This window comes from Niallia sp. FSL W8-0951 (assembly GCF_038006525.1).
GTDB classification, from domain to species: domain Bacteria; phylum Bacillota; class Bacilli; order Bacillales; family Cytobacillaceae; genus Niallia; species Niallia circulans.
This window is the reverse complement of sequence record NZ_JBBOVK010000001.1, coordinates 2,964,992-2,982,637: the sequence shown is the minus strand read 5'-3', so window position 1 is coordinate 2,982,637 and position 17,646 is coordinate 2,964,992. Positions and strand designations below refer to the sequence as shown.

Sequence of the window (17,646 nt, the reverse complement as noted above, 5' to 3'; positions counted from 1 at the left end):
ATGAAACTAGATTACTTGTATCACCCTTATCCTTCCCAGCGAAATACTGTTTTTGCAAAAAAGGGAATGGTTGCTACATCGCAGCCTCTTGCTGCTCAAGCTGGTTTAGAGATTTTACAAAAGGGCGGAAATGCGATTGACGCAGCAATTGCAGCAGCCGCAGCATTAACAGTAGTGGAACCAACTTCTAATGGAATCGGGGGAGATGCATTTGCGCTTGTATGGTTCAAGGATAAGCTGCATGGATTAAATGCAAGTGGACCTGCACCAAGTTCCATTTCCATTGATGCGTTAAAAGCAAAGGGGCTAGAAAAGATACCAACCCATGGTGTTATTCCGGTAACAGTGCCAGGTGCTCCATCTGCCTGGGCATCACTTTCAGAAAAGTTTGGAAAATTACCTTTGAAAGAAACATTGGCACCAGCTATTCGTCTTGCCGAAGAAGGCTATCCAGTCAGCCCGACTCTCGGAAAGTATTGGGATCTTTCCTATAATCGCTTTAAAGAAAGTTTTCAAGGTGATGAATATAAGCCTTGGTTTGATACGTTTACTCCTAATGGAAAAGCACCGCAAATCGGGGAGATTTGGTCATCACCAGGTCATGCTTCTACATTGCGCTCTATTGCAGAAACAAATGCAGAAAGCTTTTATCGTGGAGAATTAGCTGATAAAATAGCACAGTTTATGAAAGAGCATAATGGCTATCTTCAAAAAGAAGATTTAGAGCGCTATTATCCTGAATGGGTGGAGCCAATTTCTGTTTCTTATAAAGGCTATGATGTTTGGGAAATTCCGCCGAATGGGCAAGGTTTGGTTGCATTAATGGCACTTAATATTGCTAAAGGCTTCAAGTTAACAGAGAAGGATTCCGTTGATACATATCATAAACATATAGAAGCAATGAAGCTTGCATTTACAGATGGGAAAGCATTTATTACCGATGAAAAGGAAATGCCTCATACAGTAAAGGAATTATTAAGCAAAGAATATGCTGCTTTAAGAAGAGAAAAAATTGGCGATCAAGCTATTACTCCTGAACCACTATCACCTCCAAAGGGAGGAACGGTTTACTTAGCCGCAGCAGATGAAGAAGGAAATATGATTTCCTATATTCAAAGTAATTACATGGGCTTCGGCTCAGGAGTTGTCATTCCCGGAACAGGGATTAGCATGCAAAACAGGGGGCATGATTTTTCCCTTGATCCAGCCCATCCCAATGCATTAAAACCGGGGAAAAGAACCTATCATACAATTATCCCTGGATTCCTTACGAAAGATAATAAGCCAATCGGACCTTTTGGGGTGATGGGCGGTTATATGCAGCCACAAGGTCATTTTCAAATTGTCACCAATACAATCGACTTTCATTTGAATCCACAAGCGGCTTTAGATGCACCGCGCTGGCAGTGGACGGAAGGGAAGAAGATACTAGTAGAGCCGCATTTTCCTAACTATTTAGCTCAAGCACTTGCAAGGAGGGGACATGAGATTCAAACGGCTACAGAGTTTGGACATTTCGGCAGAGGACAGATTATCTGGAGAGATGAAGAAACAGGTGTATTAATTGGAGGAACAGAATCAAGAACAGATGGAACGATTGCCTCCTGGTAAAGCTGCAGAAAGGTTGTTGAATTTATGACACATTGGCATCTATTTCTTGCTTTTTTTCGGGTAGGGATTTTAGGATATGGCGGTGGTCCTTCTTCAATTCCTCTTGTGAAAAAGGAAGTAGTGGATAAATATAAATGGATGACAGATGATGAGTTTTCTGATGTTTTGGCATTAGGAAATGCGTTGCCAGGCCCAATTGCCACCAAAATGGCTGGTTATATTGGCTGGCAAGTAAAGGGTGTATTCGGGATGATAAACGCTATTATTGCATCGGTTGTTCCGACGATACTATTAATGATTGTATTATTAACTTTTTTAAATTCCTTTAAAGATAAGCCTTGGGTATTAGGAATGACAAAGGCTGTTGTTCCTGTGGTTGGTGTAATGCTAGGAGTATTGACAGTAGACTTTCTAAAGAAAGTAAATAGTCATTTTCGGCTGAAGCTGACGATTGGGTTGATGGCCGCAAGTCTTATTCTTTTAGTCCTTCTCCAAATCCATCCTGCGATTGTCATAGGAATTGTCATTGTCGTTTCTTTACTTAGCAAGAAGCAGAAAGAGGAAGTTAAAGAGGTGAAGGCATCATGATCTATTGGCATATTTTTTGGGCATTCTTTCTTCCAGGTATTCTCGGCTATGGAGGTGGACCAGCATCGATCCCCTTAGTGGAAAACGAAGTGGTCGATCGGTATGGCTGGGTAACCGAAAATGAATTTAGTGAAATACTGGCAATGGGAAATGCATTGCCAGGTCCGATCGCGACTAAAATGGCAGGCTATATTGGATTTCAAGAAGGTGGAATAATTGGTGCGAGTATTGGGGTCTTTGCAACGGTTGCCCCGTCCTTATTATTAATGATTGCCTTATTACGGCTGTTAATGAATTTTAAAGATTCACCTAAAGTGAGTTTGCTGACAAACTTAGTGAGACCTGTGATCGCTGTCTTACTTGCCATGATGACGATTAGCTTTTTTCAGAATTCCTATCATGGAATAGGAATCTTGCAAACTGTATTTATAGGTGCTATCAGCTTGATTTTATTGGAAAAGGTAAAGATTCATCCAGCATATGTAATAGCGGGTTCCCTAATGTATGGAGCAATATTCTTGGCTTAAATGAAGGAGGAGGTTGTATATTGACATTTTCGATTGTTGGCTTTGATCCAGAGGAGAAGGAATGGGGGATTGCAGTCCAATCTAAGTTTCTTGGTGTTGGAGCCGTTGTTCCATGGGCAAAAGCAGGCGCGGGAGCAGTAGCAACGCAATCTTATGCAAACACATCCTTTGGTCCAGAAGGCTTGCGTTTAATGGAGGAAGGTCGGAAGAGGAGGCATTGCATGCGTTATTAGCACAAGACCCTGGAAGAGAACAAAGACAGGTTGGTTTTATTGATGCAAATGGCAATGCGGCAACCTTCACTGGAAGCGAATGTTATAAATGGGCAGGAGGAGTAACGGGTCCTCATTTTGCAGCCCAAGGAAATATTCTCGTGGATGAAAATACAGTAAAGGACATGGGGGCTATTTTTCAACAAACGGAAGGAAGCTTGGCAGTGCGACTACTTGCAGCATTGCAAGCAGGTCAGGATGCAGGCGGCGACAGCAGAGGACAGCAATCAGCAGCACTTCTTGTTGTAAAGGAAAAAGGCGGCTATGGCGGCTTCAATGATCGTTATATTGACTTGCGAGTAGAAGATCACGAAGAGCCAATTAAAGAACTTACACGTATCTACCAATTACAACAGCTCTATTTCGCCCCATCTAAACCAGAAAATATTGTATCGATAGAAGGAAAGACCAAAGAAGAACTTACGATTCACTTACAAAGATTAGGCTATCTAAACGAAACGACCACAAAAATATTAGACGCACTAAAAAGCTATATTCATACGGAGGATTTTGAAGAAAGAGAACAAAAGATAGGTCTAATTGATAAAGAAGTATTGGAGTATATGAAAAAGCAAAAATAAGATGGTAGAGAACTCCCTATTAATATGGGAGTTGTTTTATTGCTACCGATCATAGTTTAAAGCAACTGAAAAAAGCCATTAATGAGCATAATAGAATATAAATTATGATTTTAAAAAATTTTAATTCTTGATTCAAAATGGCAACCGCCTATTTTCCCTTTATCCATAAAAGTTAAAATAGTCAGAAATGAAAAATTAATCTAATAAAGGGGATTGAAATTCCAGTGGAGACCTTCTATAATGAAAATACGAACTACCATACTAGTATAATTAGGATACCGAGGAAAAGGTGAGTATAATCGTTACGATTCGGAAAAAGGAAAATATCTCTACGAGGGATTTTGTGTATGAATCATTAAAAAATAGAATTACAGAATTAGAGTTAAAACCAGGGCTAAAGATTTCTGAACAAGAAATCGCAAGTGAGTTAAATGTAAGTCGCACTCCGGTAAGAGAAGCTTTCTTAAAGCTCTCACAAGAAGATTTGCTGGGGATATATCCGCAAATTGGTACGATTGTTTCCTTGATTGATTTAGAGCTTGTGGAAGAAGCAAGGTTTGTCCGGGAAAATATGGAGAAAGCAGTTGTGAAAGAAGCTTGTCAGGTTTTTAAACAAGAGCAGTTATTTAAATTGGAATCTAATATTGCCATGCAGGAATTATGCTTAAAAAATCAATCCTGCCATCAATTATTGGAATTGGATGATCAGTTCCATCGTTTATTATTTGAAGGATGCAACAAGCTGAGAACTTGGAAGATGATTAGAAAAATGAATAGTCACTTTGACCGCTTGCGTGTTCTTCGATTGGAATCCAATCTGGAATGGGATATGCTTGTTTCTCAGCATAAAGATATCTTTCATTTTATAAAGGAAAAGAAAACAAACGAAGCAGAAAAACTAATAGGGATACATTTAAACTTAGTTAACTTTGAAAAAGAGGAACTAAAGAAGACATATCCTGATTATTTTCGTTAAAATTAACAGGATCTAATCTAGCCTTTTCACAGAATTTTAATCAAGCTGTATTGGTTAATTATAGGAGGGTTATGTAAATGGAAAAAATGGTGGATAAAGAAAATCAACAATTCGTAACCAATAGTTATCATTGTTGGCTGCAGTATCGTAAAATAGAAAACGCTCATCAATACAGTAATATCACTTCTACGATTGGAATAGCAGGAGATACAGCCATGATTAATTCTGCTGCAAGGGAACTCCAGAATGGATTTAAATCCATGCTAGACGTTAATCCAACTCTTCAACCATATAATTCAAAGAAAAGCTCTATTATTTTAGGTACATATGAAAGCGTTAACTTAAATGATTATGGCATCTCATCCACGTTATTTGATGACTTAAATGATGAAGGCTATGTATTAAAAACCACTGATGATAATAAACAGATGCTACTAATCGGAAAAACAGATAGAGGCGCATTATATGCAGCTTTTCATTTCTTAAGGATTTTACAGCAAGAAGAACCGCTAATTGGCTTAGAAATAAAGGAAGCACCGAAAAATCAGTTGAGGATGATGAATCAATGGGATAACATGAACGGATCCATTGAACGTGGTTATTCTGGAAAATCGATCTTTTTTAATGATAATGACTTCAATGAGGACTTAACAAGGGTAAAGGATTATGCTCGCCTTTTGTCATCTGTAGGTGTCAATGCTATTTCCATTAATAATGTCAATGTGTGGAAGGTAGAAACGAAACTGCTTACAAAAGAGTTTTTACCTAAAGTAAAAGAAGTAGCAAATATTTTAAGGTCTTATGGAATCACTACCTATTTGAGTATAAACTTTGCTAGTCCAATAGAGTTAGGAAACTTGACGACTGCTGATCCACTTGATCAAGAGGTAGAAAAGTGGTGGGCGAGAAAGGCAGAAGAAATTTATCGCTATATCCCTGATTTCGGCGGTTTTGTGGTAAAGGCGGATTCAGAGGGCAGACCGGGACCATTCAGTTATGGCAGAGGCCATGTCGAGGGGGCAAATGTTTTAGCACGAGCATTACAGCCTTTTAATGGAAAAGTAGTATGGCGTTGTTTTGTCTATAATTGCTTACAGGATTGGCGTGACAGAAAAACAGATCGTGCCAGAGCTGCGTACGATCATTTTAAGCCGCTTGATGGGCAGTTCCTTGATAATGTCATTTTACAAATTAAAAATGGACCCATGGATTTTCAAGTACGGGAACCAATCTCTCCATTAATAGGCGCCATGAAGGAAACGAATCAAGTAGTAGAATTTCAAATTGCGCAGGAATATACCGGTCAACAGAAGGATGTTTGCTATTTAGTACCACAATGGAAAGAGGTGCTAGAGTTCGATACCTATTCGGATGGAGAAGGATCGACCGTAAAATCAATCGTAGCTGGCAGACTTTATAACTATAGCCATAGTGGTATTGCTGCTGTCTCCAATATTGGTAATGATATAAATTGGACTGGGAATACTTTAGCACAGGCCAATCTTTATGGCTTTGGCAGATTAACCTGGAATCCTGACTTAACGACAGAAACAATCACAAATGAATGGATTCAATTAACATTTGGGAATAATCCAGTAGTTGCAAGTGTTGTTAAAGATATTTTACTTTCATCCTGGAAAACATATGAGCATTATACGGCACCCCTTGGTGTTGGCTGGATGGTTAATCCAGATCATCATTATGGTCCAAATGTTGACGGATACGAATATTCCAAATGGGGTACCTATCACTTTGCAGATTGTGATGGAATTGGGGTAGATCGTACAATGGAAACGGGAACTGGCTACACTGGGCAATATTTTGGACCAAATGCACAACGATACAACTCATTAGATGATTGTCCAGATGAGCTTCTGCTATTTTTCCACCATGTCCCATACTTACATAAACTTCATTCTGGAGAGACAGTCATTCAGCATATTTATAACACCCATTTTCAAGGGGTAGAAGAAGTGGAGATGTTTATTAAGAAATGGAATGAATTAGAAGGAAAAGTAGAAGATTGGGTTTTTGAAAATGTACAAGAACGTTTACAGCTGCAGTTAGAAAATGCGAAAGAATGGCGTGACCGCATTAATACGTATTTTTATAGAAAATCAGGAATTGTCGATGAAAAAAATAGAACGATCTATTAATTAGTACCTCTCTTCCCCGCATTATACAGTAAAATCGACTTTTTACATTTAAAGAAAACCAGGGTGGAGGAACAGCTGCGCTTAAAAGACCAATTCGGTCACCCTTCAATAAGTGGGGGGGTGGAACAACCCCTCTGATTGATCATGATTAATAGTAGAAGTTAAATCGTGAAAGCAAAATCATCCAAAGAACCTACTCCTTTTGAATAAAATAGATTCATTTAACAGTAGTTTTAAAACGAATCATTTCTCCCATTGTTCACACCAGTGCATCGATCTTTCAAAATAGAATAGTAAACTTTAAGCAAAAATCGTACGATAAGTAACAATTAAACTTCTAACTACCATACTAGTATATTCTTGTTGAATGAAAGAAGGATATAGAACGAATATCTTGAATTTGTATAATTGTAATCGCTTGCAATTATTTAAGCACTATACGGTGCCGTTGCTACTTAAAGGAGGTGGTTTTTAGAAGCAAAACAAAATACATCTTAGTCCAGTAACAATTCTGCATTTTTATTTGCGAGCATTAATAATACAGGAGAATTGGGGGGATTATTTTGAAAAAGCATAGATGGCTTTTTTTAACAATAATCATGACAATTAGTTTATTACTATCTGCATGCGGAGGAGCTGAAAAAAGTTCTGGAGGTAAAAACGGTAAAATAACGCTTACGATTTATTCGGCCGCTGGTGGAGATGAATACTATAAGGATATTGTTATACCGATGTTTGAAGAAGCAACAGATGGAAAATACAACGTGGAATATGGTCGAGGTACACCCCAAGAAGTAATCAACAAAATAAAAACGCAAGGTAAAAATGGAACCATTGATCTAGTGGTGACTGGTTTAGATGGTCTTCCACTTGGCATTAAAGAAGGCTTATGGGAAAAGATATTACCCGAATACTCAGAAGAGACTCATTCTGCAGAATGGAATGAAATTGGTCAGGAGTATATTGATAAATTCGAAGGCTATGGTGCACCAGTTACAACTGGTTCTGGTGGTCCTATCTTGATGTATAACACAAAAACAGTTAAAAACCCACCGAAAACATATGAAGAATTAAGAGAGTGGATTAAAGAAAATCCAGGAAAATTTACATACCCTGCAGTTCCATCTAGTGGTCCAGCACGAGGATTCTTCTTTGGTCTTATTCAAGCAATGGGAGAAGATTTAAATAACCCAAGCTCATTAGATAAAACGTGGAGTTATTTAGAAGAAATTGGAGAAACGATTGAATCCTACCCAGCAAAAACATCTGACTCGTTTGATCTTCTCTATGAGGGAGCAGTAGATATTGTACCGCACATCCCATTCTGGTATGCGGATAATAAAGCAATTAAAACTATCCCGCCGCATATTGAAGCTGTGAAATTGGAGGATGCCAAACAAGTTATCGATTCTCAATTTTATGTAATGGTAAAAGATTTACCAGAAGATCGCAAAAATGCTGCGCTCGAGTTTCTAAAGTTTGCTACATCGAAGGAAATACAGGCACAAGGATATGTTCGAGGCTTCCTTCCAGCAAATAGTCTAGCAACACCTGATATGCTAGAACCTAAATATCAAAAATCATATGAAACTCTCGTGGAAGCCGTAATGCCTGAGTTTAAAGAAGGCGACAAAATGAAAGTTCCAGACGGAGAATGGATACTATTCCCAGACTTAGAAGAGACCAATGAATTATACGGTCTTTGGGAAGAAAAAATTCAAGCACTCAAATAGGAAGTATTTTCCCTAGTCTCTTGTTTACTAGAGACTAGGGAGATAAGGAGGAATTAGTATGGAACAATCAGTATTGGCAAATACGGAGTCGGCAGTATCTAAAGCAGTCAAGAACACGACAAGTACAAAGGTTGAAATAAAGAATTTAACGAAACAATTTGGTGAATCAACAGCTGTGAATAATGCAAATTTGACAATTGAGAGCGGCGAATTTATGACATTCCTTGGTCCAAGCGGCTGTGGGAAAACAACTATTTTATCGATGGTATTAGGAACCCTTGAGCCGACTTCAGGAGATATTCTATTTAATGGCTCTCCGATTAATCATATTGCTATGAATAGGCGAGATATTGGCATGGTTTTTCAGAACTACGCATTATTTCCCCATATGACCGTTTCTCAAAACATCGCATTTGGTTTAGATATGCGCAAAGTAGAAAAAAAAGAAAAAAGGCGCAGAGTGCAAGAGGCGGTGGAGATGGTTCAGCTAAATGGGCTGGAAAATAGATTTATTAAAGAGTTAAGTGGAGGACAGCAGCAGCGTGTTGCCCTTGCAAGAGCACTAGTTATTCGTCCAAAGGTTCTATTATTAGATGAACCATTAAGTAATTTGGATGCAAAGCTTCGTAAAGATATGCGAATTCAAATAAAAAAAATTCATGATGAACTAGCGATCACCACTATTTATGTAACACATGATCAAGAAGAAGCATTGTCGCTTTCCACTAAAATAGCAGTAATGTCTAAAGGAGAAATTCAACAGCTAGGCACTCCTAAGGAAATTTTCGGAAAGCCTAAAAATCACTTTGTTGCCAATTTCTTAGGCTACGCTAACTTTATTAAAGGAATGATTGTCAGTAAAAATAATGATTACCTTATTTTTGAGTCAGATTCCAAGCTTCGTTTAGAGATAAAAGGAAATGGTCGCCACCAGGTAGGCGATAGTGTACTTCTAACAATTAAGCCAGAAATGATTGAAATTGTCTCAAATGATCGAATTGGAGCCAATGTAATAGAAGGGGAGATATTGGTTGGGGATTATGTTGGAAGCACTACTGGCTATGAAATTAAAATCAAAGATGGTTCTGTTTTGAAGACTAGTGTTTTAGGGCTGGATCCTTATACGGCACACCAAAAAGTAAAGCTTTATTTGAATCCCGATAAGATTATTATTTTGGATGAGGGGTGAAAACATGAATCAACAGGCAAAACCGAAAAAAAGTGATTATTTAATGCTTCTCCCGAGTCTGCTCCCAGTACTTTTGATATTTGTTTATCCATTAATAAGAGGGATTATGATGACATTCCAAGAAAATGGAACCTCTAATTTCACGATGGGTAACTATATTGAGTTTTTTACAAACCCAGATTATTATCAAACCATTTTTCGAACACTTGCTTTAATTATTCCAGCAGCATTTCTGGAGTTATTTATTGCCTTCGCGATTACCTATTATATAAGAGGAAAGATGAGGGGCAAAGGAATAATAGCCGGATTAATTATTTTCCCCCTTACATTAGGCTCCTTAATTATTGATATGGCGATTATTTCATTTTTCAAGCCAACAGGCTGGTTCAACACGATTCTTTTACAAATTGGCCTGATTGATGAGCCAATCAGACTTGTCTATAACTATACTGGTGCATTTATTGCTTGTGTTATTTTGGGTGTGGCATTCCTTGCTACTAATTTCATTGGGATGATGGATTCCATTGATCCAAATTTAGAAAAAGCTTCCAGATCGCTTGGAGCCAGCGAATGGGTTACATTTAGACGAGTATTTTATCCACTTATTCGTGGTGGGGTTTTAAGAGTATTTGCTTTAAATATTATTATGCAGATTGGTGTGTATACTTCTGCTGTGATTGTAGGTAATCCTGCATCGGCAACCAGGACATTTGCTGTAGTTGCTTTCGAGGAAGCGATGCGAAACTTTAACTACAGTATGGCTAATACAGTTGCTGTAGTAATGGCAATTACGCAATTAGTAATTCTGGCAATTGTGTTTGCTTTACGTAAAAGAGGATTCGTCGGTTCAGCAAGTACATTTAAATAACAAAGAGGTGAAATGTAGTGAGAATTGTGGAGAATACCATTAAGGGTGGTATAAACAATCCTACGGAAGCAAGTGTACCTAAGAATAGTAAAGTGGCAGGATTACTAAAAATGCTCTATAAATTTCTAACATGGCTTTTAATAATAGTATGTATCACCTCCATTATTGGTATGACGATCGCTGTATTACTAACTGCCTTCGGAACAGAATGGTATGGTACTTTCCTTCCAGCAGGGTACACAGTGGACTGGTTTGTTCAGGCTTGGCAGGTTTATGAAATAGGTCACTTTTATAAAATAACTTTACAAATTGTTGTAACTGCGACCATTATATCATTGTTGCTAAGTATTCCAACTGCATATGTATTGGGGCGTAAGTCCTTTCCTTTTAAAGAAGGCTTGATTAGTTTCTTTCAGATGCCTTTTACCTTACCAGAACTTGTTTATGCCATACCTGTTGCTTCCATTTTTTATTCAACAGGTCTAGCGGAAACAATTCCTGGCTTAATATTAGTTAACTTAATTGTCGGTATTCCGTTTTCTGTTTTCATTTTGCTGCCATTTATGGAATCGCTGGATCCAAGATTGGAATGGGTTGCTGAATCCTTAGGTGCAACTAAATTTAAATTATTTAGTAGAATTGTTATCCCGCAATTAGTCCCTGGGTTAACGGCTTCTGCCATTAATATTTTCATTCGTATGTTTAGCACATTTACCATTATCCTATTAATCTCTGGACCGAAGACACAGACGCTAAGTGTTATGGTATTCAGTGTCCTTCAAGGAGCAGGTTCCCAGCCGCAGCCTATGCTTAATTCACTAGCATTAACATTAATGTTTCCATTATTGTTATTTGCTTTTATTAGTTTATGGATTTCCAGCTTTACCCAAAGACGGCTTGGTAAAAAATAAAATGATAATTCGCTGATGTCGAAAAAAATATTTATGTGAAATAGTCGCATAGAATTACTTAGAAGCATTTCAAACAAAGAAGACTGCTAGACTTATATGAAACGTAAAGAAGGTATTTCTAGGAGATTAACGATTCTAAATCTCTTTTAACAAGAATAAATAGATTAAGGAAAAGGAGAGGGTTTTGTGCTAAACGTAGCTATTATCGGTTCAGGAGCCATTTCATCTGCTCATATTGAAGCATATCAACAATTTCCTGAGCGCTGTAGGATTGTTGCCTTATGTGATTTGTATCCTGAAAAGGCAAAAAAACAGGCCGAGGAATTCCATTTGAATGCAACCGTGTACGAAGACTATCAAATGATGCTGGAGCGAACAGACATTGATTTAGTTTCGGTGTGTACGCCGCCTTATACTCATGCAAAAATTGCCATTGATTTTCTTGATGCTGGAAAAAATGTATTGGTGGAAAAACCAATGGCTTCTTCTTTAGAAGAGTGTGATGCCATGAATGCAGCGGCAGAAAGAAATAACAAGTTATTGTCCGTTATTTCGCAAAATCGTTTTCTAAGTCCAATGATGAAGTTAAAGAGCGTACTAGATACGAAAATGATGGGACCGATTGTCCATACACAGATTGATTCCTTCTGGTGGCGCGGGCATAGTTATTATGATTTATGGTGGCGAGGTACTTGGGAAAAAGAAGGCGGTGGTTGTACCTTAAATCATGCAGTCCATCATATTGATATTTTTAAATGGATGAATGGAATGCCAACAGAGGTAACTGCTGTGATGAGTAATGCCTCCCACGATAATGCAGAAGTTGAGGATATTTCTATTGCTATTTGCCGTTATGATGATGGCAGCCTTGCACAAATAACAAGCTCTGTTATCCATCATGGAGAAGAACAGCAGTTAATTTTTCAAGGGAAAAATGCTAGAGTCTCCGTACCATGGAAAGTAAAAGCGTCTAAATCAAAGGGAAATGGATTTCCAGAAGCGGATATAGAACTGGAAGAAAAAATTCAGCGCTATTATGAGCAGCTAGATGATATTCCATATGAAGGGCACCCTGGGCAAATCGATGATGTGTTAACAGCGTTGGAACAAGGAACAGCAGTGCTAGTAGATGGAGAACAAGGCAGACAAACACTTGAGCTTATTTCAGCAATCTATGAATCTGCGAGTACAGGGAAAACCATTAAGCTGCCATTAACAAAAGATAATTTATTCTACACAAGAGAAGGTACACAGACAAATGCAATTCATTTTTACGAAAAGAAAACAGCCATTGAAAATTTTGAAGATAATGATATTACGGTAGGCGGTAAATATGAGTAATATGAAGGAGGAGAAAAATGTGAATAAAAATGATGGAATGAATTATGCGCCGAAAGGTCAAGTAAATAAGGTAGTCGCAGAAGGGGAATTTCTGTTTGCTGCGATTGGCTTAGACCATGGGCATATCTATGGGATGTGTAATGGATTAATAGAAGCAGGCGGCACGTTAGTAGCTGTTTATGATCCAGGTGCGACACGTTTCTAACGGAAAAGGTTAGACACTAAGGTACTTTAATCACCTTAGGAGAACTAATTTCTCGATAGGTGGAATGAAGAGGTAACGCTCTGAAACGCCTACTCTAATACTCCGACATGCCATTTCTATGGTTAAATAGATTGGTATGAAGCTCGGTGAAGTCGGCAGAGAGATACCGTAAGTTGATAAGGGGCATTCCTTGTCAATCACGAAAGCTGTCTAGCGGTAGATGGTGTATCCTATATGCCGGGAGTCCATAAAGTATCTATGGTTAGAATGAATAGGGATATACTGACAAATCTCCGAATGTACGGTTCTAGACATAAATGCTGTAGAAATGCAGCAGGTGGCAAAATTGCGATCGTATGGGTGGGTAAGTAAGAATCTGGATTATGAAAGCCCATAGCTTGTTACAGGCAAGTTATACATACAGGACCATAGGAGAGACCTAAGGATATATGGGAAGGATAGAGAAATTGGAACGTGGAAAGCGGAAGGATGTGGAGGCATTAACCTGCTTATGAAGCAGTTCTGTATATAAAGGGGAATAACATAACCTATTAAAACAGATTAACCTTTCGTGAGAGTGGAGTCACAGTACCTATGAAACCATGATAATAAATGGGGGAGGGATAGGCTCTAGTTGGAAATTTCCAAGAATGCTAGATACATAATAAATAACACACGATTCTTTTGGAATTTTCAATGGAACGCCGTGTGAGGTGAAAGTCTCATGCACGGTGTGAAGTGGGGGAAAAGCTGGAGATGGCCTCAAAGGTTTACCTATCACTATATGATGAAAAAGTGCAAAAATTTATCCAAACCTATCCACAAGCAAGGGCAGCAGCGTCAGAAGAGGAAATCCTCCAAGATAAAACGATTCAGCTTGTAGCAAGTGCGAATATTCCAGTCCAGCGTGGTCCACTAGGGTTAAGAGTATTAGATGCTGGGAAACACTATTTTGTGGATAAACCTGCTTTTACTACAATGGCTCAAGTCGAGCAAGCAAAGCAAAAAGTAGCAGAGACTGGTCTAAGATGGGGAATTTATTATAGTGAACGATTACATGTAGAAAGTGCCGTATTTGCTGGTCAATTAATAGAAGAAGGAGCGATTGGCCGGGTTATTTCTGTAATGGGCACAGGGCCACATCGTGCTAATGTCAATAGCCGACCTGACTGGTTCTTTGATCCAGAGCAATATGGCGGAATTTTAACGGATATTGGCAGTCATCAAATCGAGCAATTTTTACATTATGCAAATGCGAAAAGTGCAAAAGTTCTCCATAGTACGGTTGCTAACTATCACTATAAGCAATACCCAGAATTTCAGGATTATGGGGATGCAACTTTGGTGGCAGATAATGGCGCTACCTTTTATTTCCGTGTCGATTGGTTTACTCCGGATGGGCTGGGAACTTGGGGAGATGGCCGTGTGACAATTATTGGGACAGAAGGCTATATTGAAGTCCGAAAGTATATTGATATAGCACGCAGCAAGGAGGGGAACCATTTATTTTTGGTAAATGGAGAAGGAGAAAAATACTATCAATTAAGCGGTAAAGTAGGCTATCCATTTTTCGGTCAATTTATTTTAGATTGCATAAATGGCACAGAAAATGCGATGACGCAGGAACATGCCTTTACTGCTGCGGCATTATGTATTGAAGCACAGGAAAAAGCAATAAAAATCGAATAGGTCTATTAAAAGATTGTTAGTGAATTGGCGATAGCCAAAACAAATAAAACGAGAGTGCAGAATAATATTCATGCCTCTCGTTTTATTTGTTTTGTGTCCGTCTGCTTGATAGAATGCTTTGTTTTACTAGGTATAAGTTGTCACGCTATTGTGGAAATGGTAAGATGTATAGATGATACTAGTTTCATTTTAAAGAAAAATGGGTATTTAGCGATCATTTTTCTTCTATTATAATATATAGTATTACGTCAGTCTTATAGATAAATAATCAAAAAATGGATTTTAAAGGATGAAATCACAGGATAAGTTAACAAAGAAGACAAATATTTTTCATCTGTTTTTAATGAAAAAAAGATAGTCTTCCCTTTAACTAGTGCGATTTCTCATTATAATAGAAAAAGGAGCGTTTTTTAATGCTTGGAATTTTAAATAAAGTATTTGATCAAAACAAACGCGATATTAAAAAATTAACTAAAATTGCGGATAAGATTGAATTGCTTGCAGATGAAACGGCAGCATTATCGGATGAGCAATTAAAGGGAAAAACAGAAGAATTCAAGGCGCGATTCCAAAAAGGGGAAACATTAGACGACTTATTGGTAGAAGCATTTGCAGTTGTTCGAGAAGCAGCAAAGCGTGTGCTTGGACTTTATCCATATCCTGTCCAGTTAATGGGGGGAGCCTCCCTTCATGACGGTAATATTTCAGAGATGAAAACAGGGGAAGGTAAAACGTTAACTGCGACAATGCCTGTATATTTAAATGCTCTCTCTGGCAAAGGGGTCCATGTTGTTACAGTCAACGAATATCTTGCTACTCGTGATGCGGCAGAAATGGGACAATTATATAATTTTCTTGGTTTAACCGTGGGCCTTAACTTAAATGGCCTTTCAAGAGAAGATAAGCAAGCTGCGTATAATGCAGATATTACTTATGGAACAAATAATGAGTTTGGTTTTGACTATTTGCGTGATAACATGGTTCTTTATAATGAGCAGAAGGTACAAAGACCATTGTATTATGCCGTAATCGATGAAGTCGATTCTATTTTAATTGATGAAGCACGTACACCGCTTATCATTTCCGGTTCTGCGCAAAAATCAACACAGCTGTACGTTCGTGCCAACATTTTTGTCAGCAGCTTAAAACCAGAAAAAGATTATACGTATGATGAAAAAACAAAGGGTGTTCAATTAACAGAAGAAGGAATGTCCAAAGCAGAGCGTGTATTCCAAATTGAAAACCTCTTTGATGTTTCCAATGTTGCGATTAATCATCATATTACCCAAGCGTTAAAAGCCCATGCAAGTATGCATAAGGATGTAGACTATGTGGTTCAAGATGGTGAAATTGTCATTGTTGACCAATTTACAGGTCGTCTGATGAAAGGTCGCCGCTACAGCGATGGTTTGCATCAAGCAATTGAAGCAAAGGAAAACTTAGAGATTCAAAATGAAAGTATGACCCTTGCAACCATCACATTCCAAAACTATTTCCGTATGTACGAAAAGCTTGCAGGGATGACTGGTACAGCGAAAACAGAAGAAGAAGAATTCCGCAACATTTATAATATGAATGTTGTTGTTATTCCAACAAACCGTGAGATTGTTCGTGATGACCGCGCAGATTTAATCTATGCTTCTATGGATGGGAAATTCAGAGCAGTAGTGGAGGACATTGCCGAGCGCCACAAAAAAGGCCAACCAGTACTTGTCGGTACAGTTGCGATTGAAACGTCTGAAATTATTTCTAAATATTTGACGAAAAAGGGCATTCCACATAATGTCTTGAACGCGAAAAACCATGAAAGAGAAGCGGAAATCATTGCAACTGCCGGAGAACAAGGTTCGGTGACAATCGCAACGAATATGGCAGGTCGTGGTACGGATATTAAACTTGGTGAAGGTGTAAAAGAATTAGGCGGATTAGCTGTTATCGGTACAGAGCGTCATGAAAGTAGACGTATTGATAATCAGCTTCGTGGTCGTTCTGGTCGTCAAGGAGATCCAGGGGTTACACAATTCTATCTTTCGATGGAAGATGAATTGATGCGCCGTTTTGGTTCCGATAATATGAAAAATATGATGACAAGACTAGGCATGGATGATTCTCAGCCTATCCAAAGTAAAATGGTCTCTCGTGCAGTAGAATCTGCTCAAAAACGTGTTGAAGGAAACAACTTTGATTCACGTAAGCAATTGCTGCAATACGATGATGTACTTCGTCAACAACGTGAGATTATCTACTCACAACGTAACGAGGTATTAACTTCGGAAAATCTGCGCTCTATTGTAGAAAATATGATTAAATCATCATTAGAGAGAAATATCCAAGCACATACTCCAGATAATGCTGATAGAGAAAGCTGGGATTTACAGGCGATCGTGGATTATGTAAATGGAAATCTTCTTAACGAAGGCGAAGTAGAAGTAAGTGATCTTCGCGGAAAAGAAGGCGATGAAATCGTTGAATTTATTTTCGCGAAAGTACTACAAAGCTATGATGAGAAAGAAGAGAAGCTTTCTCCTGAGCAAATGCGCGAATTTGAAAAAGTTATCGTGCTTCGTGCAGTAGACAGCAAGTGGATTGACCATATTGACCAAATGGATCAGTTACGACAAGGTATTCACCTTCGTGCCTATGGACAAATCGATCCGCTTCGTGAATATCAATCAGAAGGTTTTGCTATGTTTGAAGCAATGGTCATTGCCATTGAAGAAGATGTCGCTAAATATATCATGAAAGCAGAAATCCGCAATAATCTGGAAAGGGAAGAAGTGGCAAAAGGCCAAGCAGTAAACCCGAAAGAAGAAGGCGGCGACAAGAAACCAAAGAAAAAGCCAGCAGTAAAACAACTAGATATCGGACGTAACGCACCATGCTTCTGTGGAAGCGGCAAGAAATATAAAAATTGCCATGGAGCAAATTTATAAAAGAATTTCGTGAGCAGCCTATCTTTCCTTTTAAGGAAGGATAGGTTTTTTTAATTGGTTTTGGTT

12 protein-coding genes and 2 pseudogenes are annotated in these 17,646 nt (G+C 38.4%); all 14 read left to right on the top strand.

From position 1 onward, the window contains the following. The 14 genes and pseudogenes from NSS71_RS14830 to secA all read left to right on the top strand — a co-directional run bounded on the left by NSS71_RS14830 (position 1) and on the right by secA (position 17,580). Positions 1-1,611 (top strand): gamma-glutamyltransferase family protein, encoded by a 1,611-nt coding sequence (locus tag NSS71_RS14830; protein ID WP_328282792.1) that lies wholly within the window; start codon positions 1-3, stop codon positions 1,609-1,611. 24 nt (positions 1,612-1,635) lie between these two features. Next, positions 1,636-2,199 carry a chromate transporter gene (locus tag NSS71_RS14825; RefSeq protein WP_095322062.1) on the top strand — a complete coding sequence of 188 codons (564 nt, stop codon included), beginning with the start codon at positions 1,636-1,638 and terminating at the stop codon, positions 2,197-2,199. Further along, a complete protein-coding gene (locus NSS71_RS14820) occupies positions 2,196-2,726 on the top strand; it encodes a chromate transporter (RefSeq protein WP_328282793.1) in 531 nt (176 codons plus the stop codon). Before NSS71_RS14825 ends, NSS71_RS14820 begins: the two co-directional genes overlap by 4 nt. A 20-nt stretch (positions 2,727-2,746) precedes the next feature. Then, a pseudogene (locus tag NSS71_RS14815) lies at positions 2,747-3,579 on the top strand (DUF1028 domain-containing protein). 289 nt (positions 3,580-3,868) lie between these two features. Beyond that, positions 3,869-4,555, top strand: a complete 687-nt coding sequence (locus NSS71_RS14810) for a GntR family transcriptional regulator (RefSeq protein ID WP_235844546.1) — start codon at positions 3,869-3,871, stop codon at positions 4,553-4,555. 77 nt (positions 4,556-4,632) lie between these two features. Further along, positions 4,633-6,711: an alpha-glucuronidase family glycosyl hydrolase gene (locus NSS71_RS14805; protein ID WP_341151789.1), complete on the top strand. Its 2,079-nt coding sequence runs from the start codon at positions 4,633-4,635 to the stop codon at positions 6,709-6,711. A 563-nt stretch (positions 6,712-7,274) separates the two neighbouring features. Next, positions 7,275-8,444, top strand: a complete 1,170-nt coding sequence (locus NSS71_RS14800) for an extracellular solute-binding protein (protein ID WP_061800930.1) — start codon at positions 7,275-7,277, stop codon at positions 8,442-8,444. A 58-nt stretch (positions 8,445-8,502) separates the two neighbouring features. After that, a complete protein-coding gene (locus tag NSS71_RS14795; RefSeq protein ID WP_061800929.1) occupies positions 8,503-9,633 on the top strand; it encodes an ABC transporter ATP-binding protein in 1,131 nt (376 codons plus the stop codon). Between the two features lie 4 nt (positions 9,634-9,637). Beyond that, positions 9,638-10,501: an ABC transporter permease gene (locus NSS71_RS14790; RefSeq protein ID WP_047943900.1), complete on the top strand. Its 864-nt coding sequence runs from the start codon at positions 9,638-9,640 to the stop codon at positions 10,499-10,501. Between the two features lie 17 nt (positions 10,502-10,518). After that, complete coding sequence (locus tag NSS71_RS14785) at positions 10,519-11,412, top strand: ABC transporter permease (RefSeq protein WP_341151788.1); 894 nt, start codon at positions 10,519-10,521, stop codon at positions 11,410-11,412. Between the two features lie 186 nt (positions 11,413-11,598). Next, positions 11,599-12,753 carry a Gfo/Idh/MocA family protein gene (locus NSS71_RS14780; RefSeq protein ID WP_341151787.1) on the top strand — a complete coding sequence of 385 codons (1,155 nt, stop codon included), beginning with the start codon at positions 11,599-11,601 and terminating at the stop codon, positions 12,751-12,753. A gap of 19 nt (positions 12,754-12,772) precedes the next feature. Continuing rightward, a pseudogene (locus tag NSS71_RS14775) lies at positions 12,773-12,940 on the top strand (Gfo/Idh/MocA family protein); the annotation flags it as partial. Between the two features lie 774 nt (positions 12,941-13,714). Further along, positions 13,715-14,647, top strand: a complete 933-nt coding sequence (locus tag NSS71_RS14770) for a Gfo/Idh/MocA family protein (protein ID WP_082138410.1) — start codon at positions 13,715-13,717, stop codon at positions 14,645-14,647. A gap of 413 nt (positions 14,648-15,060) precedes the next feature. Then, on the top strand, positions 15,061-17,580 hold the full coding sequence (secA, locus tag NSS71_RS14765; protein WP_047943904.1) for a preprotein translocase subunit SecA: 2,520 nt from the start codon (positions 15,061-15,063) through the stop codon (positions 17,578-17,580). Positions 17,581-17,646: the final 66 nt, after the last annotated feature.